General features: G+C 44.9%; 23 protein-coding genes. 8 read left to right on the top strand and 15 right to left on the bottom strand.

Features of this window, described 5'->3' with window-relative positions; translation table 11 throughout:
- Positions 1-13: 13 nt before the first annotated feature.
- Together proC and Q4Q46_RS04515 are read right to left on the bottom strand one after the other, a co-directional pair.
- On the bottom strand, positions 14-832 hold the full coding sequence (proC, locus tag Q4Q46_RS04520; RefSeq protein WP_006082519.1) for a pyrroline-5-carboxylate reductase: 819 nt from the start codon (positions 830-832) through the stop codon (positions 14-16).
- A 215-nt stretch (positions 833-1,047) separates the two neighbouring features.
- Entirely contained in the window at positions 1,048-1,746 is a 699-nt protein-coding gene (locus Q4Q46_RS04515; RefSeq protein WP_071938283.1) for a YggS family pyridoxal phosphate-dependent enzyme, read from the bottom strand.
- 35 nt (positions 1,747-1,781) lie between these two features.
- On the opposite strand from Q4Q46_RS04515, the gene Q4Q46_RS04510 reads away from it, so the two are divergent.
- The 4 genes from Q4Q46_RS04510 to hemH all read left to right on the top strand — a co-directional run bounded on the left by Q4Q46_RS04510 (position 1,782) and on the right by hemH (position 5,714).
- Positions 1,782-2,819: a type IV pilus twitching motility protein PilT gene (locus Q4Q46_RS04510; RefSeq protein WP_006082517.1), complete on the top strand. Its 1,038-nt coding sequence runs from the start codon at positions 1,782-1,784 to the stop codon at positions 2,817-2,819.
- Positions 2,820-2,828: 9 nt separating this feature from the next.
- On the top strand, positions 2,829-3,941 hold the full coding sequence (locus Q4Q46_RS04505; RefSeq protein WP_006085705.1) for a PilT/PilU family type 4a pilus ATPase: 1,113 nt from the start codon (positions 2,829-2,831) through the stop codon (positions 3,939-3,941).
- A 187-nt stretch (positions 3,942-4,128) separates the two neighbouring features.
- The gene (locus Q4Q46_RS04500) at positions 4,129-4,668 is read left to right on the top strand and encodes a glutathione peroxidase (RefSeq protein ID WP_037392614.1); all 540 of its coding nucleotides are present in this window, start codon (positions 4,129-4,131) and stop codon (positions 4,666-4,668) included.
- A 32-nt stretch (positions 4,669-4,700) separates the two neighbouring features.
- The gene (hemH, locus tag Q4Q46_RS04495; protein WP_006085703.1) at positions 4,701-5,714 is read left to right on the top strand and encodes a ferrochelatase; all 1,014 of its coding nucleotides are present in this window, start codon (positions 4,701-4,703) and stop codon (positions 5,712-5,714) included.
- 85 nt (positions 5,715-5,799) lie between these two features.
- On the opposite strand, the gene ruvX is transcribed toward hemH, so the two are convergent.
- The 4 genes from ruvX to Q4Q46_RS04475 all read right to left on the bottom strand — a co-directional run bounded on the left by ruvX (position 5,800) and on the right by Q4Q46_RS04475 (position 7,710).
- Positions 5,800-6,225, bottom strand: coding sequence for a Holliday junction resolvase RuvX (gene ruvX / locus Q4Q46_RS04490; protein ID WP_006082513.1), 426 nt, complete (start codon positions 6,223-6,225; stop codon positions 5,800-5,802).
- A gap of 29 nt (positions 6,226-6,254) precedes the next feature.
- A complete protein-coding gene (locus Q4Q46_RS04485; protein WP_006082512.1) occupies positions 6,255-6,818 on the bottom strand; it encodes a YqgE/AlgH family protein in 564 nt (187 codons plus the stop codon).
- A gap of 66 nt (positions 6,819-6,884) precedes the next feature.
- Positions 6,885-7,214: a stress response translation initiation inhibitor YciH gene (gene yciH / locus Q4Q46_RS04480; protein WP_037392612.1), complete on the bottom strand. Its 330-nt coding sequence runs from the start codon at positions 7,212-7,214 to the stop codon at positions 6,885-6,887.
- A gap of 178 nt (positions 7,215-7,392) precedes the next feature.
- Positions 7,393-7,710, bottom strand: a complete 318-nt coding sequence (locus Q4Q46_RS04475; protein WP_006085701.1) for a hypothetical protein — start codon at positions 7,708-7,710, stop codon at positions 7,393-7,395.
- 178 nt (positions 7,711-7,888) lie between these two features.
- Between Q4Q46_RS04475 and Q4Q46_RS04470 the strand changes: the two genes are divergently transcribed.
- Together Q4Q46_RS04470 and Q4Q46_RS04465 are read left to right on the top strand one after the other, a co-directional pair.
- Complete coding sequence (locus Q4Q46_RS04470; RefSeq protein WP_006082509.1) at positions 7,889-8,449, top strand: DUF4136 domain-containing protein; 561 nt, start codon at positions 7,889-7,891, stop codon at positions 8,447-8,449.
- Positions 8,450-8,810: 361 nt separating this feature from the next.
- Positions 8,811-9,452, top strand: a complete 642-nt coding sequence (locus tag Q4Q46_RS04465) for a trimeric intracellular cation channel family protein (RefSeq protein ID WP_311905333.1) — start codon at positions 8,811-8,813, stop codon at positions 9,450-9,452.
- A 76-nt stretch (positions 9,453-9,528) separates the two neighbouring features.
- Here Q4Q46_RS04465 and tpx read toward each other — a convergent pair whose 3' ends face one another.
- The 3 genes from tpx to Q4Q46_RS04450 all read right to left on the bottom strand — a co-directional run bounded on the left by tpx (position 9,529) and on the right by Q4Q46_RS04450 (position 11,696).
- Positions 9,529-10,122 (bottom strand): thiol peroxidase, encoded by a 594-nt coding sequence (tpx, locus tag Q4Q46_RS04460; protein ID WP_107402319.1) that lies wholly within the window; start codon positions 10,120-10,122, stop codon positions 9,529-9,531.
- A gap of 123 nt (positions 10,123-10,245) precedes the next feature.
- Entirely contained in the window at positions 10,246-11,073 is an 828-nt protein-coding gene (locus tag Q4Q46_RS04455) for a mechanosensitive ion channel family protein (protein ID WP_006082505.1), read from the bottom strand.
- A 32-nt stretch (positions 11,074-11,105) separates the two neighbouring features.
- The gene (locus Q4Q46_RS04450) at positions 11,106-11,696 is read right to left on the bottom strand and encodes an OmpA family protein (protein ID WP_311905332.1); all 591 of its coding nucleotides are present in this window, start codon (positions 11,694-11,696) and stop codon (positions 11,106-11,108) included.
- Positions 11,697-12,040: 344 nt separating this feature from the next.
- Here Q4Q46_RS04450 and ltaE point away from each other — a divergent pair, with 344 nt between their 5' ends.
- Together ltaE and Q4Q46_RS04440 are read left to right on the top strand one after the other, a co-directional pair.
- The gene (gene ltaE / locus Q4Q46_RS04445; RefSeq protein WP_311905331.1) at positions 12,041-13,054 is read left to right on the top strand and encodes a low-specificity L-threonine aldolase; all 1,014 of its coding nucleotides are present in this window, start codon (positions 12,041-12,043) and stop codon (positions 13,052-13,054) included.
- Between the two features lie 192 nt (positions 13,055-13,246).
- Positions 13,247-14,722 (top strand): HDOD domain-containing protein, encoded by a 1,476-nt coding sequence (locus Q4Q46_RS04440; RefSeq protein ID WP_311905330.1) that lies wholly within the window; start codon positions 13,247-13,249, stop codon positions 14,720-14,722.
- Between the two features lie 143 nt (positions 14,723-14,865).
- Here the strand turns inward: Q4Q46_RS04440 and Q4Q46_RS04435 are convergent, their stop codons facing one another.
- From Q4Q46_RS04435 to Q4Q46_RS04410, 6 genes are all read right to left on the bottom strand, one after another.
- Entirely contained in the window at positions 14,866-15,498 is a 633-nt protein-coding gene (locus Q4Q46_RS04435) for a nuclear transport factor 2 family protein (RefSeq protein WP_311905329.1), read from the bottom strand.
- 24 nt (positions 15,499-15,522) lie between these two features.
- Complete coding sequence (locus Q4Q46_RS04430) at positions 15,523-16,347, bottom strand: M90 family metallopeptidase (RefSeq protein WP_311889326.1); 825 nt, start codon at positions 16,345-16,347, stop codon at positions 15,523-15,525.
- Between the two features lie 111 nt (positions 16,348-16,458).
- Positions 16,459-18,198: a GGDEF domain-containing protein gene (locus tag Q4Q46_RS04425; RefSeq protein WP_012197406.1), complete on the bottom strand. Its 1,740-nt coding sequence runs from the start codon at positions 18,196-18,198 to the stop codon at positions 16,459-16,461.
- On the bottom strand, positions 18,185-19,588 hold the full coding sequence (locus Q4Q46_RS04420; RefSeq protein ID WP_311905328.1) for an ABC transporter substrate-binding protein: 1,404 nt from the start codon (positions 19,586-19,588) through the stop codon (positions 18,185-18,187). Before Q4Q46_RS04420 ends, Q4Q46_RS04425 begins: the two co-directional genes overlap by 14 nt.
- A gap of 250 nt (positions 19,589-19,838) precedes the next feature.
- Entirely contained in the window at positions 19,839-20,306 is a 468-nt protein-coding gene (locus Q4Q46_RS04415; RefSeq protein ID WP_311889323.1) for a CopG family transcriptional regulator, read from the bottom strand.
- Entirely contained in the window at positions 20,266-21,108 is an 843-nt protein-coding gene (locus tag Q4Q46_RS04410; RefSeq protein ID WP_311905327.1) for an AAA family ATPase, read from the bottom strand. Before Q4Q46_RS04410 ends, Q4Q46_RS04415 begins: the two co-directional genes overlap by 41 nt.
- Positions 21,109-21,133 lie beyond the last annotated feature (25 nt).

The following is a 21,133-nucleotide window of genomic DNA, read 5'->3' as shown; positions in this document are numbered from 1 at the left end:
GCGTTAGTGGAAATTAAAATGTCTTAGCCATTTCTTCTGCACGTTTAATGCAGTTTTCCATGGCTTTTTTTACTAAACCACGCATATCCGCAGCTTCAAATGTCGCCAGTGCCTGTGCGGTGGTACCGCCCTTTGAGGTGACATTCTCCCTTAGATTACCTAAGGTCAGTTGTGGATTTTGCTTTGCCATCATAGCAGCGCCGAGCGCGGCTTGCTGCACTAAAGTTCTGGCTTTGTCTTCATCCATTCCCATTTCTTTGCCAGCATCTATCATAGACTCCATCAGCAAAAAGAAATAAGCCGGTGAACTGCCCGATAGTGCAATCACTTGATCTAATTCTGACTCTTCATTAACCCACACAATTTCGCCGCCGCTGGACATCAAACGATCGCAAATGGCTTTTTGCTCGGTAGAAATAGCCTGAGGCGCATAGAGGCCAGTCATGCCCACACTAATCTGCATCGGTGTATTGGGCATAGCGCGGATAAGCTTAATATCCTGCGCCAGATAATCGGTATAACGCTTTGCTTTGATGCCTGCAGCAATAGTGATGACTAACTTTTGCGACATGTCTACAGTTTGTAATGCTTCACACACTTGCTGCATCAATTGCGGTTTTACCGACAGCACTATGACATCGGCAGCTTGTGCTGCGGCTAAATTATCTTGAGAAACCAAAATCCCTAAATCGGCTTTTAGTGCGTCGAGTTTACCTTGGCTAGGATTGGTCGCTTGGATGAGTTGAGCAGGATAGCCGCTATGAACTAGGCCACTGATGATGCTGCGCGTCATGTTGCCGGCACCGATAAAGCAGATTTTCTGTTGATCCATTTGATTCTCTTCAGTGTGTTAACCGTTAATTTGTAACAGACTCACCTTAAATCAAGATGATAAAACGGTTAGTCATTTGAATGTCAGAGCCAGATTAGTCGACTCTCGCTAATTGATCTTAAATGTCGTGAACTTTAATACAGTATTTGGGCATAAAGCGCTAAAAACAAGGTCAAGCCCACACACTGACCTCGAACTTCATGCCTCGGGTGAGTTTACGCCGCGTAATTTCGCTCACCAAAAATGGCACTGCCAATGCGCACCATAGTAGAACCGCAGCTAATCGCTGCATCTAGGTCATTACTCATCCCCATGGAAAGCGTGTCTACACTAGGGTAATGTGATTTAAGTTCTTGAAATAGATTGTTTAACATAGAAAACTCTTTAAGCTGTAACTCAGTATCTGCAGTAGCCGTTGGGATTGCCATTAGGCCTCTCAGTGCGAGATTAGGTAACTGAGCGATCAGTTCGGCCAGTGGCAGCATTTGCGCCGCATCTATGCCAGATTTTGTGTCTTCAGCACTGATATTAATTTGAATACAGACGTTCAATGGCGCTAATTCAGCTGGACGTTGGTCATTGAGACGTTGGGCAATTTTGTCGCGCGAGACAGTGTGCATCCAATCGAAATGCTGGGCGACTATGCTGGTTTTGTTGGATTGGAGTGGCCCGATAAAGTGCCATTCAATGTCCGGAAAATCCCCCTTGAGTGCGGTAATTTTCTCCGCGCCTTCTTGGACATAGTTTTCGCCAAAGCAACGCTGACCGGCTTGATAGGCTGCTATAATGTCTTCAATAGGTTTGGTCTTGCTGACGGCAAGTAAGCGAATACTGCTAGGTTGGCGTGCACATTTTTGCGCCGCTTGTGCGATCCTGCGCTGGGCGATTGCGAGTCTGTCTGCTATTGTTGTCATGATGTAATTATCTAGTTGCAAGGATATCCCAAACGATGGAAATCACTGAGTTATTGGCATTTAGTGTAAAACACAAAGCCTCGGATCTACACCTTTCTGCAGGGATATCTCCCATGATCCGTGTCGACGGTGAAGTGAGAAAGATTAACCTGCCCGCGCTCGATCACCAAGGCGTACACAGCCTAGTGTACGACATAATGAATGATAAGCAGCGCAAGGACTACGAAGAACATTTAGAAATCGATTTCTCGTTCGAAGTCCCTAATCTTGCACGCTTTCGTGTTAACGCATTCAATCAATCCCGTGGTGCTGCGGCCGTATTTCGTACCATTCCTAGCGACATCTTGTCACTTGAGCAATTGGGTGCGCCGGAGATTTTTAAAAAAATCGCCAGTTTCCCTCGGGGATTAGTCCTAGTGACTGGGCCAACGGGTTCAGGTAAGAGTACCACACTTGCCGCTATGGTGGATTACGTTAACGAAAATCGACACGATCACATCTTAACCATTGAAGATCCTATCGAATTCGTACACCAAAATAAGCAATGTTTGATTAACCAGCGTGAAGTTCACCGCCATACCCACAGCTTTAATGCGGCGCTTAGAAGTGCACTACGTGAAGATCCGGACGTGATTTTAGTCGGTGAGATGCGTGACCTTGAAACCATTCGTTTGGCGATGACCGCCGCAGAAACAGGCCACTTAGTGTTTGGTACCTTGCATACCACCTCCGCCGCGAAAACCATTGACCGTGTGGTCGACGTATTCCCCGCCGGTGAAAAAGACATGGTGCGCACTATGTTGTCGGAATCACTGCAAGCGGTTATTTCACAAACCCTGATTAAAAAGGTAGGCGGAGGCCGTGTCGCCGCCCATGAAATCATGATGGGCACTCCCGCTATTCGTAACCTTATTCGTGAAGACAAAGTGGCGCAGATGTATTCGGCGATTCAAACCGGTATGGCCCACGGAATGCAGACCTTAGAGCAATGTTTACAGAACTTAGTCAATCGCGGTCTTATCACCCGTGAAGATGCAATGGCGAAGAGTTCGAATAAACAAGCGACATTTTAAGGATTTATGATGGATGTTCTTCCGTTTTTAAAAGTGATCGTTGAGCGCAAAGCCTCCGACTTGTTCATTACAGCTGGCTTTCCGCCAAGTGCCAAGATTGACGGTGAATTGCGTCCCTTGGCTGAAAGTGCCTTTACTCCGGCACAATCACTGGATTTTGTTGAATCCTTAATGACCGAAGCGCAGAAACAAGAGTTTCATTCAACTCGTGAGTGTAACTTTGCTTTTGCTGCAAAGGATTTAGGTCGTTTTCGGGTGAGCGCCTTTTGGCAGCGTGAATCGCCAGGCTGTGTGATGCGTCGTATCGAAACTAAAATCCCTGACGTCGATGATTTAAAACTGCCACCCATTCTGAAAGATCTGGTGATGAGTAAACGTGGTCTCATTATTATGGTGGGCGGAACGGGTACAGGTAAGTCGACATCTCTAGCTGCCTTGGTGGGATATCGTAATGGTCATGCTCGAGGCCATATTCTCACGATTGAAGATCCAGTCGAATTTGTTCACGACCACAGAAAAAGCATTATCACCCAGCGTGAAGTGGGCATAGATACTGAATCTTTCGATGCGGCGCTAAAAAGCTCCCTTCGCCAAGCACCCGATGTGATTTTGATTGGTGAAATTCGTACCCAAGAGACGATGGAGTTCGCTCTGTCGTTTGCGGAAACAGGCCACCTCTGTATGGCAACCTTGCATGCCAACAACGCCAACCAAGCATTAGACCGCATTATGCACCTCGTGCCTGAGAGTAAACATCAGCAGTTATTGTTCGATTTGTCATTGAATTTGCGCGGTATTGTGGCGCAGCAATTGATCCCAAAAGTCGATGGCACTGGGCGCCGCGCCGCGATTGAAGTATTGATTAACACCCCAAGGGTGGCGAGTTTAATTGCGAAGAACGAGCTGCATTTACTCAAAGAAACCATGGCAAAATCCAACGAGCAGGGCATGCAGACGTTCGATCAAGCCTTGCTCAAACTTTATGTCGATGGCGAGATTAGTTACGCCGATGCGCTGCACCATGCTGATTCACCGAACGATTTACGTTTGATGATTAAATTACAGAATAAAGAATCCACGGGCTCAGGCTTTATGGAAGGTGTCACCTTAGACATGGACTAACGCGATAGTCAGGTTCTAGGTTAAGCAGCTCTTTATGGGCTGCTTTTTGTTGGTGTCGTTAGATTTTCGTTCAGCTCAATCGGTTTTACTTCATCGCTATGCGGTCGTTAACCATAGCTTTTATTTTTTAATTCAATATGATCTTTACCTAGTACGTTTACGTAATGTACCGGTAAAGGAGAAAGCAATGAAAAAATTACCTATGATATTCGCTATGACAGCGAGCTTGATGAGTGTTGGCGCTATGGCGGCCACTTGTCCTGAGTATTTGAACCTTGAAGTACGAAAATTACATTCTGAAGAGACAGTTAATCTGTGTGAATTGACTCAGGGAAAGCCAGTGTTGATTGTTAACACTGCGAGTAACTGTGGTTATACCCCGCAGTTTAAAGCGCTCGAAGCATTGCATGAAAACTATAAAGACAAAGGCTTAGTGGTTATTGGTTTCCCATCGGATGATTTTTTCCAAGAAGAAAATGACGAGAAAGACACGGCTAAGGTGTGTTACATCAATTACGGTGTCACTTTCACTATGTTGTCGACTTCAGCTGTGCGTGGCAGTGACGCCAATAGCGTATTTAAATACTTAGCCGAAAAAACCGGTGCGCCTAAGTGGAATTTTTATAAGTATGTCGTTAGCGGCGATGGCGCGGTTGTGCAACAGTTCAATTCTAAAGTGAAGCCAGATAGCGAAGAGCTTAAGCAAGCAATAGAATCTGTACTTTAATTTTATAAGTATTTATTAATTAAGAGGCTGTTTTGGCTAAATTTTCAGGCTTATCCAAAGAAGTTGGACACGGACAGCGCGGCAAAGTGGGCGTGCTGTTATTAAATTTAGGTACGCCAGATGCACCCACAGCATCGGCTGTTAGGCGTTATCTAGCTGAGTTCTTAGCAGATCCCCGCGTAGTCGAAATTCCTAAATTAGTGTGGATGATGATTTTACACGGGATCATTTTGCGGGTACGCCCAGCAAAATCGGCGGCGTTATACCAGAAGGTATGGACAGCGGCCGGCTCACCGTTAATGGACATTAGTTTGCGTCAAACGGCGAAGTTAGCGGATAAACTTAACGCCGATAACCATGATGTTTCTGTCCATTTAGCAATGCGTTATGGCAGTCCATCGGTCGCCAGTACATTGCAAACTATGCATCAAAATGGCATTGATAAAATCGTGGTGTTACCTCTGTATCCCCAATATGCGGCGCCAACTACGGGTTCTGCTTTTGATGCGATTGCGGCTGAGTTGTCTAAGTGGCGCTATATTCCATCGTTGCATTTTATTAATACTTATCATGATAATGCTGATTTTATTAACGCGTTAGCGAGTTCGATCACGGCTGATTTTGAAGCCCATGGTAAACCGCAAAAATTGGTGTTGTCTTATCATGGTATGCCTGAGCGTAATTTACATTTAGGCGATCCGTATTATTGCTTCTGCATGAAAACGACTCGACTGGTTACCGAAAAGCTTGGGTTAGGTAAAGATGAGTTTGTCATGACATTTCAATCGCGTTTTGGTAAAGCCAAATGGCTACAACCTTATACCGATGCGACTTTGAAAGCGTTGCCGCAACAAGGTGTGCGCGATATTGCTATCGTTTGCCCAGCTTTTAGCGCCGATTGTTTAGAAACGCTGGAAGAAATTGTTGGTGAGAATGGTCATCTCTTTGCCGAGGCGGGTGGTGAGAAGTTCCGCTACATTGCTGCACTAAACGATGATGATGCGCACATTACTATGATGGCCAACTTAGTGAAGCCACATTTTTGATCCGGTAATTTATCGGGTTAAACATCAAACTGAAAAGGATAAGGCAACTTATCCTTTTCTTTTTATATGGTTTTTTATTGTGGCATTACTTGCTGAAGTTATTTTCAAAGTAGCTTTCGATAATTAGTACGGCAGACACCGCATCGACTTGGCCTTTGGTGAGCGCCTTGAATCCGCCTAACTCGAATAATCTCGCCTTAGCATCGGTAGTGGTTAATCGCTCATCTTGAGTGGCTATTTTGACTTTGAACTTAGCATTGATACGGTTCGCAAATTTACGCGCCCTGTGGGTCATATCTTGCTCAGTGCCATCCATGTTTAAGGGCAGACCAACAACCACTAGGTCGGGTTGCCACTCTTTGATTAAATCGCCTATCTGATCCCAGTTGGGGATCCCATCGACGGCTTTGATTGACAATAATGGCGTGGCGCTAGCGGTGATTTCTTGGCCTATAGCCACACCAATACTTTTAGTGCCAAAATCAAAGCCTAATACGGTTTTCGAATTCATAGTGTGCTGACTTATATTAAGAAATAGGCTTAAGCGTGACCCGCTTGAGCTGAAACCTGCCAAGCATCAAATCCAAGAGCTCGGCTGGCCTGTGGCCAACGGTCTTCGTGTTTAATGTCAAACAAGAGTGCATTGGTTGCAGGAATCGTTAGCCAAGAATTATCGGCAAGCTCTTGTTCGAGCTGATCTTTACTCCATCCAGCATATCCTAATGCGACGAGGAACTTCTCTGGCGATCTGTTGCTTCCAATAGCGGTTAACACATCGCGTGAGGTGGTTAACATTAAACCACAACCCAGATCTGTGCTGTTGGCCCAATAGGGCTGAGAGGTATGCAGTACAAAGCCACGATCTTGGGAAACGGGTCCGCCCATCATGACATTGGCATTGAACGCTAAATCTGTGGATACTTGCTCAGCTGGCAAATCCATTTGTTCTAATAGCGAATTAACTTCGATACCGAGCGGTTTATTGATCACCAGTCCCATGGCGCCTTTGGCATCATGTTCACAGATATAGATGACTGAGCGTTCAAAAAACGTATCGTGCAGTGAAGGCATGGCAATTAAGAAATGGTTCTGCAAACTCTCCATTTAACTACTCCGTTCGATGTGGCTAAGTTGATCTAGCATGCTGCTATATTGCTAAGTCGGGCGAGATTAACCGCCAGCTAATTTAACTTTGTAGTTCTGCTTCTCAAGCAATAGCTTTAATTGCTCGCGGTTATCGGTTTGGACCTCAATAGTGAAATCTTTAACCGTGCCACCACAACCACATTGTTTTTTAAGGGTTTGAGCCATTGCTTTTAACGCGGTTTCATCGAGACCTAGGCCTGAGATAATCGAAACGCCTTTGCCTTTGCGGCCCTTACTGTCTCTATGGATCCTGACTATACCGTCGGATTCAGGAATCGCTTTAGTGACGGGCTCTGCATTAATACGGCCTTTGTCGGTGCTGTACACTAAGGATACATTAGGATCTGCTTTCATAGATTTCATTCATTGGTGTTAAAAGATGACTTATACCCGTTGAGTTTATCAAATTTGCAGGGGTTCTGGGAGGTAAAAAAAGACCACTTGAGGATTATCCTTAAGTGGTCTGAACAAAATGCTAACTCTTTGCAGGGAAGTAAGCATATTTTTGAAAAAGGGAGCGTTTTCAGCCGTTTTAATTCATGCGCATAAAGACCATGATGATCAGCGCTACTGCGGTCAGTAAGGCGCTGGGCATAATAAATTTATGCAGCTTAGGTAACGCAATTAAGCAGGCGGTAGTCACAAAGCCGAATGCGGCGACTGTCGCATAGTTAGTACCATTCGCGACGGTATCTATGACCAACCAGCCAAGTACAATAAGAGGTAAAATCAGTAAGCTGACAGGCAAATGGCGCTTTATTTTTGCGTTATTTGCCTCGAGTGAGATTTTTTCTGGCGCAAGGAAGAAAATGGCTGATGCAACCAAAAACGCGCTAATAAACCAGTACATTTCATTATTCCTTTAATCTCAATTGATAATCATTATCATCTTTGATCTTGCTGAAGTCAAGCTGAATGAGATGCTGCTTTTTAATCAATTGAGTTGTAGATCAGATGATTGCTCTGTAAGCTAAATTCATATCTCTGATACTTGTCTTTGTTCGGTTCGAACATCTGAGGAAATTAAGATGAAAAATATTTTTGTAGCTTTAGCCGTGCTGGCATTAAGTGCCTGTAGCTCGATGAAGTCTGGTTGGGACTATGATCCTAGCGCTAATTTTACCCAATATAAAACCTATGCTTGGGTTGCTCAGAAAGCCGATTCTGCCGGATATCATCTTGATGGCTTGATGGATCAAAGAGTAAGAGAAGCGGTTAATAGCCAGTTAGCGAGTAAAGGCATGACATTAGTCGATGCGAAAGACGCTGATGTATTGGTTAACTACCTGACCAAAGTCGATAAGAAAATCAACGTTGATACCTTCAATAGTAATTTTGGCTACAACCCATACTATGGTCCAGGATGGGGTTGGGGCGGCAATATGCAGACCCAAACTACAGTGAGAGAATATGAAGTTGGTACTCTGATTATTGATTTAGTTGATAATAAAACTACTAAGCTTATCTGGCGTGGTTCTGTTGCCGATACCATTCGCGACAAAAATACCCCAGAAGAAAGAGTACAGATCATCAATCAAGCGGTGGGCAGTGTGATGGCAAATTATCCCCCTAAGCCTGACACTAAGTAGTCCTGACTCAGTTTGAATAAAAATTAAGCGGCCTGAGGGCCGCTTTTTTGTGGCTAATTTTTATGCGTTTTGCCCATTCGATTAGATGATCTGCAGTTATTTATCATCTGATTGAATTTACGTTATTAATACTTATTAAAAATTTTAGTTATCTAAATAGACGTGAGAAGTAGTTTTGCGCATAACTGGCTATTTTATTTGCAATTTATACAGTGCTATTTTGTGGTTGTAGGTATTGGCAATTCATTATTGATGAAATGATGAATTAATTTTTCTAATGATCAATTCAAAATAAAATCATTATAGAACTGAGGGTTTATCAGGCAGAATCTGTTTCTTTACCTTGTTGGTAGTAGCAGAGATGCATGAGACGCAGATTATTGGATTACTTTGGCTTATTGGTATTATTGCCGAGGCTATGACGGGCGCTCTGGCGGCGGGTCGCAAGCAGATGGATTTGTTTGGTGTAGTGATCATTGGCTGCGCAACGGCGATTGGTGGCGGCACACTAAGGGACATTATGCTCGGCAATTACCCCTTAATTTGGGTTGAGCACGTGAATTACCTTATTGCGATTGCATTCGCTTCTTTGCTCACTGTCGCTATCGCTCCTGTGATGCGTTATCTATCTAAGTTGTTTTTAGCTATCGATGCCTTAGGCTTAGCCGTGTTCTCCATCGTGGGCGCGCAGAAGACCTTAATGTTGGGATTTAGCCCAACGATTGCCGTGGTGATGGGATTGGTGACGGGCGTTTTTGGTGGCGTTATCCGCGATATCCTGTGTAATCAAGTGCCTTTGATTTTTAAGAAAGAACTCTACGCAGTGATTTCACTACTGACGGCAGGCTTGTATATCGTCTTAAAAGCCTATCAATTAACCGAGTGGATTAATCTAGTTATTTGTCTGAGCGTTGGTTTTAGCCTGCGGATGTTAGCGCTGCGCTATCATTGGTCTATGCCGACCTTTGATTATCAGGCCAATGGCGATCAGCACACACATTAGATCGTAAAACCAAATCGTAGAAATACAAACGTAAAACAAAAGGGCAGCTAAGGCAGCCCTGTTTTTTAGCGGTAAATTACTGCTGTGCTTGAATGGTTTTCAGCGCTTCAAGTGCGGCATCATAGTTAGGATGCTCGGTGATATTCGGAACTAACTCTTGGTATTGGAGTTTACCTTCGGCATCTATGATGAAAATAGCTCTCGCGAGCAAGCCGTAATCTTGAATCAACAAGCCATATTTTTCACCGAAATCACGCCAGACAGAATCGGATAGTACTTTGATTTTATCTACGTTTTCTACTTTGCAGAAACGTTTCTGTGCGAAGGGTAAATCGGCACTGATGGTTAGCATGACCACGTCATCGGAAAAATGGCCCACTTCGCTGTTGAAACGTTTAGTTTGTAGTGCACACACGCCCGTATCTAAGCTTGGTACGGCACTTATCAGCACGGTTTTACCCTTAAAGTCGCTTAGCATGACAGGCGCAAAATGATCATCAACCACTTTGAATCCTGGCGCCATTTGCGACAGCTTAGGTAACTTGCCTTCCAAGGTGACGGTTTTTTCACCCATAAGAACCTGGGTTTTCTCACTGGCAAGCGCATTGGGACTCATCAGCACTAAGCCATAAATGCAGCTGGCGGCTAAAAATGATACGTATTTTTGCATTGGATTTCCTCGCACATAAATATCTGTGCCTTCGCTAATATCTGTCCTTTAAGGTACGCTAAAATGCTACGCGGAACCATAAAAAAAGGCCGGCAATTGCCGACCTTGGTTATTCATTTAGGGTTATTTGCTGAGTGGCAATTCTTTGACATGAATATCCATTTGTGGGAATGGAATACCGATATCGGCGGCATCTAATGCATTTTTGATTTGCTCAAGCAGTTGGAAACGAGCCGTCCAATAATCAGCCGTTTTTACCCAAGGGCGAACCACGAAATTAATTGAAGAGTTCGCTAATTCAGCCAGTCCAACTGTATATGATGGATCTTTTAACACATATTGGTTGTTGTCTAAAATCTCAGTTAAGATTTTCTTCGTGAGTGCGATATCGGCAGAATAAGACACGCCAATCACTAAATCGATACGGCGAGTATCCATTGCCGAATAGTTAGTGATAGTGCCATTCATGATGGATGAATTTGGCGCCACAATAACCTTGTTGTCTGGCGTGCGAAGTTTGGTTGAGAATATAGTAATTTCATCAACAGTACCGGCAATGCCAGCGGCTTCAATATAGTCACCAACGCGGCAAGGGCGGAATAACACCATTAACACGCCCGATGCGAAGTTAGACAGAGAACCCTGTAGTGCTAAACCCACCGCTAAACCAGCGGCACCGATAACGGCGACCAATGATGCGGTTTGTACGCCAATTTGGCCTAAGGTTGCAATCACAGCGAAAACAAACACAATTGCCCAAGCGAGGTTTGCGACAAATGAAACAACGGTTGGATCAACTTTACGGCTGTTCAGTAATTTACGAACCAGCTTTTGCGCTACGCCGGCAAAGTATTTACCAACAAAGAAAATGATAATGGCAAATAAAACTTTTAAGCCATAAGTCACAATCAGATCCGGTGCTTGCTTTAATAAACCTTCAAGGTTTTCCATTGAATAACTCCCTAAATATACGCTAACTAAAACTATTTATTATTGACGATAAATTGTACTCGTCGATTTAAACTGCGCCCTTCGCTAGAACGGTTGTCCGCTACAGGTTCAGATATACCTTTACCCATTACGGTAAAGCGATTTGGATTAAAGCCATAATCATCAACCAAAATACGTTTCACATTTTGAGCGCGCTGAAGTGACAGCTGATAATTAAACTCAGGCGTGCCAACGATATCTGTGTGACCCACTAAGGTTAGTGCGACATCATTCGCTGCTAAATATGCTTTCACTAAGGCTAAAGTTTTCCATTGCGAAAAGTCAACTTCGGCAATGGCAAATTCAAAATACACCACAGCGGTAGAAATATTATGACAATCTGCGCTGAACTCAGCATTGGGATTACTCGTACTACAATCTGCTGATGCAGTCGCTTCCACCTCGACCTCTTCAACACAGCCATTGGCCATTACTTGCGTGTCTGGCGCTGTGTTAGGGCAGGCATCTTTGATGTCAGGCACGCCATCTTGGTCAGTATCAGACCAAGCGAATACCTGCGATGTTAGGCTTAAACTTAATAGTAAAATTACCAGCTGAATCCATCGAGATTGGGAGTTTTTCACTACAAATCACCTATTGAACGATAAGTACTAGTCAAAATTACTAAAGTGAACGCATGATTGCAGCATGACCATCTTAGTGCGGCATTCTATCGACTTAGGCGCATTTCGCCAAGTGAAACGCGCTCACGTGTCGACTCGTCGACAGACATATATCGGCAATATCTTGAGTATGTTTATGTTTTTATGAGTTCTAGCAACTATTCAGATTATCACTTCGCTCATGTATTCACGTTTGAAGTCAGTAAAATGCTTAGTAAGCATGATGATAAACTATACAAAATAAGCCTTTGGCGCTAGAGTCTTGAGCCAATTAAGCGCCAACCAAACCTTAAGTTGAGGACGAGATGATAGATTTACGCAGTGATACTGTTACCCAGCCAACAGCCGCGATGCGATTAGCCATGTCCAGAGCCGAAGTCGGTGACGATGTTTACGGTGATGATCCCACGGTAAATAGTCTGCAGGATATGGCTGCAGAGATGTTTGGCTTTGAAAGCGCATTATTTACCTGTTCGGGTACGCAGGCGAATTTATTGGCTTTGATGGCTCACTGTGAGCGCGGTGATGAGTATCTATGCGGCCAGCAGGCCCACAATTATAAGTTCGAGGGCGGCGGCGCCGCTGTCCTAGGCAGCATTCAACCCCAACCTTTGTTGAATCAAGTCGATGGCACCATTGCCTTGGCCGATATTGAAGCCGCCATTAAGCCTGACGATATCCACTTTGCCCGCACGCGTTTGCTCAGTTTAGAGAATACAATTGGCGGTAAAGTGATTCCGCAAAGCTATTTAGCGGACGCGCAGGCATTGGCCTTTCATCGCGGATTAAAAATCCATCTCGACGGCGCGCGAGTTGCTAATGCGGCTGTGGCGCAGAATATCGCGATAAGTAAGATTACGGCGCATTTTGATTCTGTGTCGATTTGTCTGTCCAAAGGGTTATGCGCGCCAGTTGGCTCATTACTCTTAGGTGACGAGCGTTTGATTAAGAAAGCGATTCGCTGGCGTAAGATGCTCGGTGGCGGTATGCGTCAAGCAGGGATACTTGCTGCTGCGGGTAAGCTTGCTTTAACTGAGCAAGTGCAACGACTGAGTGAAGATCATGACAACGCGGCGTATTTGGCTCGTCAGTTGGCAGAGCTGAGTGAGTTCGACGTCGATTTAGCCGCAGTACAAACCAATATGCTATTTGCCAAATTAGCGCCTCAGGTTGATGCGGATTTATTGGCAAAACACTGTCGAGCGGAAGGCATTCTGATAAGCCCTGGGCGCACGATTCGGCTTGTGACTCACAAAGATGTGAGCCGTCAGGACATAGATAAAGTGTTGCGTGTTGTTAAGCAGTACTTCACCGCCTAAACGATACTTGTTTTAAAACCTCTAAATGCCCGAGCTTTGCCTCGGGCATTTTTTATTGGCGGGTATAACCAGGTGTTGAATTATTGAACAATTAACTGTTGATTGGTAAAAACAAGCCTTAGACCACGGGCGAAATATGTGTGCTTATCTATACTCAAAACAACAAGGTTTTATTGCTAAGGTAAATTTGGGTTGAAGCCTAATAACAATACTAATAAAGGGGTCGATTATTGGACAAATCGGATCAGTGAATTAGAAATGCCCGCACTGTGTTCGACTGTTAAATCGCTAGAAAAGCTCGCCAAGGATGACGTTTCCTCTCTCGCATTACTTGGGCGTAGCGTGATGCACGATAACGCCTTAACCTCTCGTATTCTTCGAGTCGCCAATAGTGCTATTTATCATAAGGGGAGTAGCCAAATCTCCACCGTTAGCCGCGCCGCCATAGTGCTGGGTTTCGATGCGGTGCGAAATATCTGTATTACAGCTAAGTTACTTTCAAGCTTGTTGGAGAGTAAAAATCTCGCGCCCAATGTCTATCAAAGGTTAATTAAATTGATGGCCAAAGCATTTCAAGCGGCTATGATGGCGCGGATGATGTTGAGTCATCATGACGAGGAGATGCAGGAGGAAGCCTTTATTGCCTCTTTGTTGTATCACATCGGCGAGAGCGCTTTTTGGAGTATTGGGGGCGAATTTACCGAAGAATTAGACTTAACACTCAGCCAATGTGAAACGCCCGCCGAAGAGAGAAGTGCTACCCGCGAAGCCCTTGGTGCTTCTTTTTTGCAGCTCACCCAGAGTATTGCCCGTAATTGGGGATTGGGAGAGTTGTTGATCCAAGCATTGAATTATCCAGAGGAGCAGCGGCCAGATATTCGGGCTATTTTTCTTGCCGATAAGCTCTGCGACATTTTATCGCAACCCGTTCTCGATAAGCTGGAGTTAGCGAAACGTATGACTCAAGCGGCGAGTTTTACAGGGCTAGAAGAAAATGAGTTTTTGTTGCGGATGCAACGCTGCGCGAATGCGACCCATAAGTTGGCAGAAGTGTACGGTGCTAAAGTGTTACTCGATTACTTGCCCGATCCTAAACGTATTGTCGCCGCTGAACCCGATCTACCTCCCATTCCGTTAGATATGCCAGTCTATCAAGTGAATTTGAATATTCAGTTAGCTAAGTTGCGCGAATTGACAGGTTTTGCCATTAATAAAGCCGATTTCAATCAGATAATGCAGACGGTTCTTGAAGGTATTCTTGAGGGCGTAGGGGTTGACCGCTGCGGCGTATTATTGTTATCGCCCAGCCGTAAACAGCTCCAGCCTAGGGTGATATTGGGCCGTGATGCCGATGCGATAAAACAAGAGTTTATTATCGATTTGAGTGACAAACGTGGGCTATTTCATCAAGCGATGGAGCATAAGGCGCCACTTTGGGTGGATGATCCCAGTTCCAAAAAATGGCAGGAGCAGTGCAAGGAATTGCAGGCGCGGCATGTATCACGGCAGGGCTTTTTACTGGCGCCTTTATTGATCGACAGCAAAGTGATCGGGTTTTATTACGCTGATCGTGGCCCTTCACAAAGGGCGTTTGAAGAAGTGGATTTTCAAAGTTTTATCCACTTCTCCCAATTGGCGAATGTGTGTTTTACCGTGTCCTTAAGATAGCGTTTGCTTTTAGCAGCTTTATCTTAAAGCTGCTTTTTTTAAACCGTACAATTTGAAACCGAACAATTTGAAACAGCGATGCTATCTAAATCTCACTTTTATAAATTGCACGCTTTCGAAACAGTATTCTGAGGAGTGCGGCATCATTGTTTATTTGCGGCTTTGATCTCGGCGGTGATCTGTTTCGCTATCTCATTGGGGATTGGGAAACTTAAGTGGTATTGCGCAATTTTCCAGTTGCCATCGGTTTTGATCAAAGTACCGGTTCCTCGACTGACACCATAGGCGGGGCTATTCAATAACTCGTCGAACAATATGACGTCGCCATGTTGGATTAAATGCCGCTCCGTTAAATCATAGCGCCAACCTTTTGTAGGGCGGGAGTAATGTTCAAATTCCGCCATTCCCCAACGCTCACTCGCATCCGTCCCAATAAAAATGCCGTCTTTTCGGTACAGGGCAAAATACTTATCCCAATCGGCATCGCTTGAATATTGGTTGAGTAAATCCAACACCTGAGCTGCCGCTTGTTGATCTGGACTCGAAGCCGTTTGAGCGCTTTGTACTTGCGTATTTTGTGCTTGAGCGCTTTGTGTTGGCGAGTCCAGTGCCTGTGCGCTTACATTAAGGCCGCCGAGCATTAACGCACTGAGCAGTAACCCTAAGCTAATGCGAATAATATTAGTGGCACGACTGGCTTTAGTCGCGCGACTCATATTAGCGGCGCGATTAACAGTGGTACCTTTAACTGCGAATGCATGAGTGTCTTTGAGCATTTAGTGTGCCTCTACTTTTATGGGTTAATGCCAGTTTATCGGATCGAGTTGATAAAAGCGGCTCAGTTCCCGATACAAGTCTGGGTGTTGTTGGTAGAAATCCTCTGGCTTTTCAAAAAAGACTTCAGTAATAACGGCAAAAAATTCAGCGGGATTCGTCGCACCATAGTAATTAAATAATGAGGGCGTGCCAAAGTTCGCGCTGTGCTGTAATTGGGTGAAGGCTTTACTTAGCACTTCGGACCAAGTGCTGTAATCGGCAAAATGTTGCAGTATCGGCGCTCCATTAGCTTGGCCGTCTTCTTGATCGAGCTGATGGGCAAACTCGTGGATCACGACATTATTGCCATCGTGGGGATCTGCGGCGCCGTCTAAGGTATTTTTCCACGAGAGCACCACTTTGCCGTATTCCCAAGATTCGCCCGCCAGCACATTGCGCTGTTCCCACACAATACCGCTGGTGTCTCTATGTTGATTATTAACGATAAAGGCATCGGGATAGACCAAAATTTGTTTCAGTTTGGGGTAAAAGTCTGTTTTTCGATTGAGCAGCAGGAGGCACGCCTGTGCTGCGATAGTGACTCTCACTTCATCGGTGATCTCGAAATCATCGCAGCCAACAAACTCCTTTTCATCGATGAAGATTTGGATAAGCCGTTTGAGCTGTAGCTGTAAATCTGTCGGTAACGCATGGAAGTAAGGCAGTCTTTTTTTGAGAATGCTGCGCCATTCTTTTGGAAAAGGTTTGGCCGTGATCCGGCGGCGGTGCAAGGTTTTACGCCAACGACTTGAAAGTAGCCAAGCAATTGCCCCGACTCCGAGGATAAGCGTGATAACAATAGCGAGCATACTTTCCCTGTTCTAATCCTGATTATCTTAATATTAGCTAATGGGGATGAAGAGGGCTTAACTCAATCCTTTGCTGAAAAAAGAAACGTTTCTGCCGTCGCGATTGGCGCCTTAGGAATACCGAATGGGTTGGCCGAGGAGGGCTTCGGTGCGGTTACGCCCCGTCAGTTTGGCATGATAGAGGGCTTCATCGGCGCGATTAATTAAACTATTGGCATCTAGCTGTTGCGGTAGTTGCCAGCAAGTAATCCCCGCGCTGATGGTAAGTATGCCCGCATGGGGAGAGTCTTCATGGGGAATTTCTAGGCTGATGATTTTCTCCCGTAATCGTTCGGCAAATTGATAGACCTCCTCGAGATGACTCGATGGCAGCACTATCATAAATTCCTCACCGCCATAGCGGGCAAGCATGTCAGTTGGGCGTTTTAAGATGGATTTAGCGGCGTTAACAATGTTTTTCAGGCATTGATCGCCGGCGACATGGCCATATCTGTCGTTAAATTGTTTAAAGTTATCAATATCAAACAGAATAATGCCAAGAGGCATATTGTGATCCCTTGCATACTCGAGTTCTTTTTGGAGTTGTATGTCTAAATAACGGCGGTTGTAGCAGCCTGTTAGTCCGTCGGTTTCCGCCATTCCTTTAACCTGGGCCGCATAGCTTTTTAGGGTTTCTAAAGAGTTCACCATTTGCTGTAGTTCTAGGTTGTCAGTGACTGGCATGTGGGTGTCGAGCTTTTCGTTGGCGATAGCGTTCATGGCATCTCGCGTCGCCATCACAGGTTTGATAATGCCCTTAGTGATAAAGTGCCAGCTGGTGAGCCAGATGAAGAAGCAATACAGAATACCACTGCAGAAAATCAATATGATAAATGCGGTGCTGTCGCTTTTAAGTTCGCCGCCCGTTTGTTGGATTTCATTCTCGACTTGGTTGACCAGATTTTGAGTATAAGTCGCGACAATTTGCGCGGCATCGGCTTGGTACTCTAAATGCGCATTGGCGATATGCGTGCTTTTAATGGCCTTGCGGGACAGTTCAAACAGGTTATCTTCACCGACCATGGTCTGTTTTATTTGCGATAACAAATTGAAATATAAACTGGTATCCCCGCTAACGCCCTCGAGAATCGCCTCCATATTTAACAGCAGTCGCATCGCTTCTCTTTGGGTGCGGTTAAGCTCAACTAGATTGTCGATAATCTTTACCTGAGATAGGCGGGTAAATAAGTGTTCCCCCAAATGACTAAATTGAGACAATTGCTGGTTGGTATTGATATTCATCGCAATCTTGTCAAAGTTTTTCAGCTTAAGCTGACGCTCTGAATCGGCATTGATGCTGTGAAATTGGGTCTGCATTTCATCGGTAAATCCCGATGCCATTGAGGTTAAATTGGCTTGAATATTTGTTGCTTGTAAATTGGCTTGTAGGGCGGAATCGGTTAACTCGGCAAGTAATGGCAGCTGTTGTAAATAGTAAAGTTGGATATCTAACGCGTGATTCAATTCTTGCTTACTGACAGTAGCGGTTTCAATCAAGGCCAGTAATCGGGAGTCATTAATTAATAGTTCCCACTGCGCCGAGAGCTCACTCAATAGGCGAAGTCTTTGCTGTTCATTATCATAATGATTTAAACGTGCTGTGATGATTTGCAGTTTTTCACTGTTTTTTGCCAGTTGCAGCGCAGTGGTGACTTTAACAACATCCACTCCCACTAAATGCTCAATTTCTGATTTCAGTTGCTGTGACAGCAGTATGGCGACGACACCATTAAACAGCGCCATGCCCACTATGATATAGAAGGCTAAGGTTATTTTTTGTTTTAGGCTTTTCAGCGGTTTAGTGCTTGTCATTGGTTTTCTTGTCAATCGCAGGTACCTCTCCATAGGTATTTTGGAGGTGTTTTATCTCTGCACTTAGTTTAATGAAAATATCCTCGCTGTCAGCGGGCCTGCGGCTAGCGCGATAGCAAGCATGGCTGAGTTCAGGGTAAATCTGTCCCATGGCGGTACTGGTAAAATGCCCAAGTTCTAGCACTTTCGTTGACCAAAACATATTAGCGATGTGGCTTGCCTCGAATGCGCCCGCTATGGTCCTTAACGATTCACTTTTAAATTCGGGGGCGGTCACGACATCCATACGACAGGGATTACCGCCGCCGAGGGCATAAGCGTGTTGCGCCTCATAGGTGCCCATGTATTTGATGAGCCAATAGGCCGCTTGGGGATTTTTGCTGTCGTAGCTCACGGCAAAAGCATAGGCGCCGTTATAGGGATAACCGCCGGGCACTTGACTCACCGCAAGGCGTGCGCCGGGAATATTTTGTTCAACTTTAAAAGATTTGTACCACAAATTATTGTAGGCAAAAGGCCACATTGCCGCTTGCCCTGTGGCGATTGCATTGGCAGCCTCATTGAAGGCAAATTGCTCGTTGGCAGGCACGGCATAGGGCATTAATTCGCGATAAAGCTTGGCGGCTTTGATGGCCTCATGGTTGATAGTCGGCACTTCAAAATGACTGATCTTTTTTTGTTCATTATAAATTGGCTGCATCCAATTGCCGCCTAAGCTCCAGATCATGCTGGAAAATTCATCGTTAATATGTGGCTTATCACCCGACATTAGCGCCAAGCCATAAAAGTCGTGGGTTAACATTTTATCCGCCAACATAGTGCCCGCTTTACGGGTGAAAAACTGGGCTTGATCCCGTAACTCGGTTAAGGTTTTTGCTGGTGCGAGCGGGTAACCGAACTGGCTCTGAAAATGTGTTTTTTCAGTGTTATTATCGAAGAGGTCGGCTCGGTAATGATTACCCATCACATAGTTATTGTAGGGAATAGCATGGATTTCTCCATGGTAGGATAAGATGTTCAGTAGCGATGGGTAATAGGGTTCTAGGTACTTCTCCATTGCCTTTTCACCGTCGGGATCGTAGAGTTTTGCGAGTTCGACTAAAGGGACTGTGTAGCCATTGGCTGCCCATTCTTTTGCCCAGCCAGCTTCCATCGTCAGCAAGTCGTATTTGCCTGAACCTTGGAGTAAATCTTGGGTCTGCAAATTAAACATACTATCAAGTTCGGTGCTGATCACTTGCACTTTTACACCAGTTTTTTCAGTGAATTTAGGCAACATTTCTTGGGTTAAATAGTCGGTCCAAAATCCCTTTTCTGCGACTAAGGTGATGGGCGCTTTGTTCGTGAGCGGCGGGATTTGTGCCAATGAAAACTCAGCATAGCAGGGCATTAGAAACGCAGCGCTTAAACAAAGACAGATAAGTTGGTTTGGCTTTCGCAAAAAATACACCTTAACGTTACTGATTCACTGTGAATAAATAACACTTATTTATCATTCTGTACATTTAAGGATAGGTGTGATCAGCACTTATGCCGCGATTATATTGTGGTTTTTATCTTGGTTTTTTGTTCTTGAGTAAAAAAGCCGATAACCCGAGCTTAGCTGAGTTACCGGAAAAGGGTGGGAGTATTGCGAAGTGTTAACGGTTTTGGCGCTGTTGTTCTCGTAATTGCCTCAGGGCAATGGGCAGCTCGTAATGTTGTTCAATCAAGAATCGGAGCAGTTTCGATTTGGAGAGCGTGCTGTCTTGCGACAAGGTCGCGAGCTGGCTAATAGCCGCTTCGCTGAGTGAAAAGGTTGCCTTGCGATAGTGAGTTTTCGCCTCAACGTTTGCTGGCGATAAGACTTCTGTCCCTAAGCTCTGTTTATGCAAGATCAGTACATTGGAATGATTCAGCCCAGTGTCAGTTGTTATGTTAGTGAACGTTTGGTCAGCGGTTTTAGCGTTCGTTGTCGCTGTTTCAAAAGCGAAATGACTGCCTTTTGTCTTATTAGGACTTTGTCCCATTGCATATAAGTTGGCTGCCTCAATAAACTCATCTAACGAAAGCGACGGCTGTATGTTGCTAGATGGCATAGCGTTTTTCTTGAGGTCGCTGAGTCCCATTTTGCCCCCTTTGTTGAGTGGTAAGGTGAGAGGGTTGAGCTTGATGGTGCAAGCCATTATTGACCAAACAATTATTTATCAAACCATTGTGCATCTGACCTTTACCAGTACTCTGAGCAAGCTTTGCAGGGTGTAGGTTGTCTTCTAAACTCGCGGCGCAATCGACTTGGAACAATTCACAGGCAATAGTACGGATTTCTTCTGCGGCCTTTCCGCTAGGGTCGATTTCAATCACTGATAGTCCTGACTTTTCGCTGTCATCATACAGATTACGGCAGTAGGTTATTGCATCAAGGACGTTGATATCATAGGTTTTACAGACTTCTTTGGCTTCTAAAATTTGGTTAGCTTGATTCGGTAAACTTGGGCATTGGGTAATCACAAATGAAGCCTGTAGCTTTGGATTTATCATCTTACAAGTCGCGACGATATCGTCCATGTGGCTAACGGTTTTCAAATCGCGACGCTTAGGTCTTAAGGGCATTAAAATGTAAGCGGCGACAGACATGGTTGCACGTAGCGCTAAGTTATCTTGACCACCACAGTCGACTATGACGACATCATAATGTTGTTCAAGACTGAGCAAGTCATTACGGATCTTGCCGTAAAGCTGCACGCAATTGATGCTGGCCAATTTGGGATTATTGTTCCTTGCCTGGATCCAATCTGATGTGGTGCGTTGGGGATCGCAGTCCACCATAATGACTGAGGCATTGCATTCTGTGGTTAGAAAGACAGCTATGTTTTGGGCTAAACAACTTTTACCGCTGCCGCCTTTTTCTCCGCCGATTAACACTATCATGACGCATTCCTTAATTCTTTTGATG

It is taken from the genome of Shewanella vaxholmensis (genome assembly GCF_031932135.1).
Taxonomy (GTDB): domain Bacteria; phylum Pseudomonadota; class Gammaproteobacteria; order Enterobacterales; family Shewanellaceae; genus Shewanella; species Shewanella hafniensis.
The sequence above is the reverse complement of the archived record's forward strand: the minus strand, read 5'-3'. Positions and strand labels throughout refer to the sequence as shown.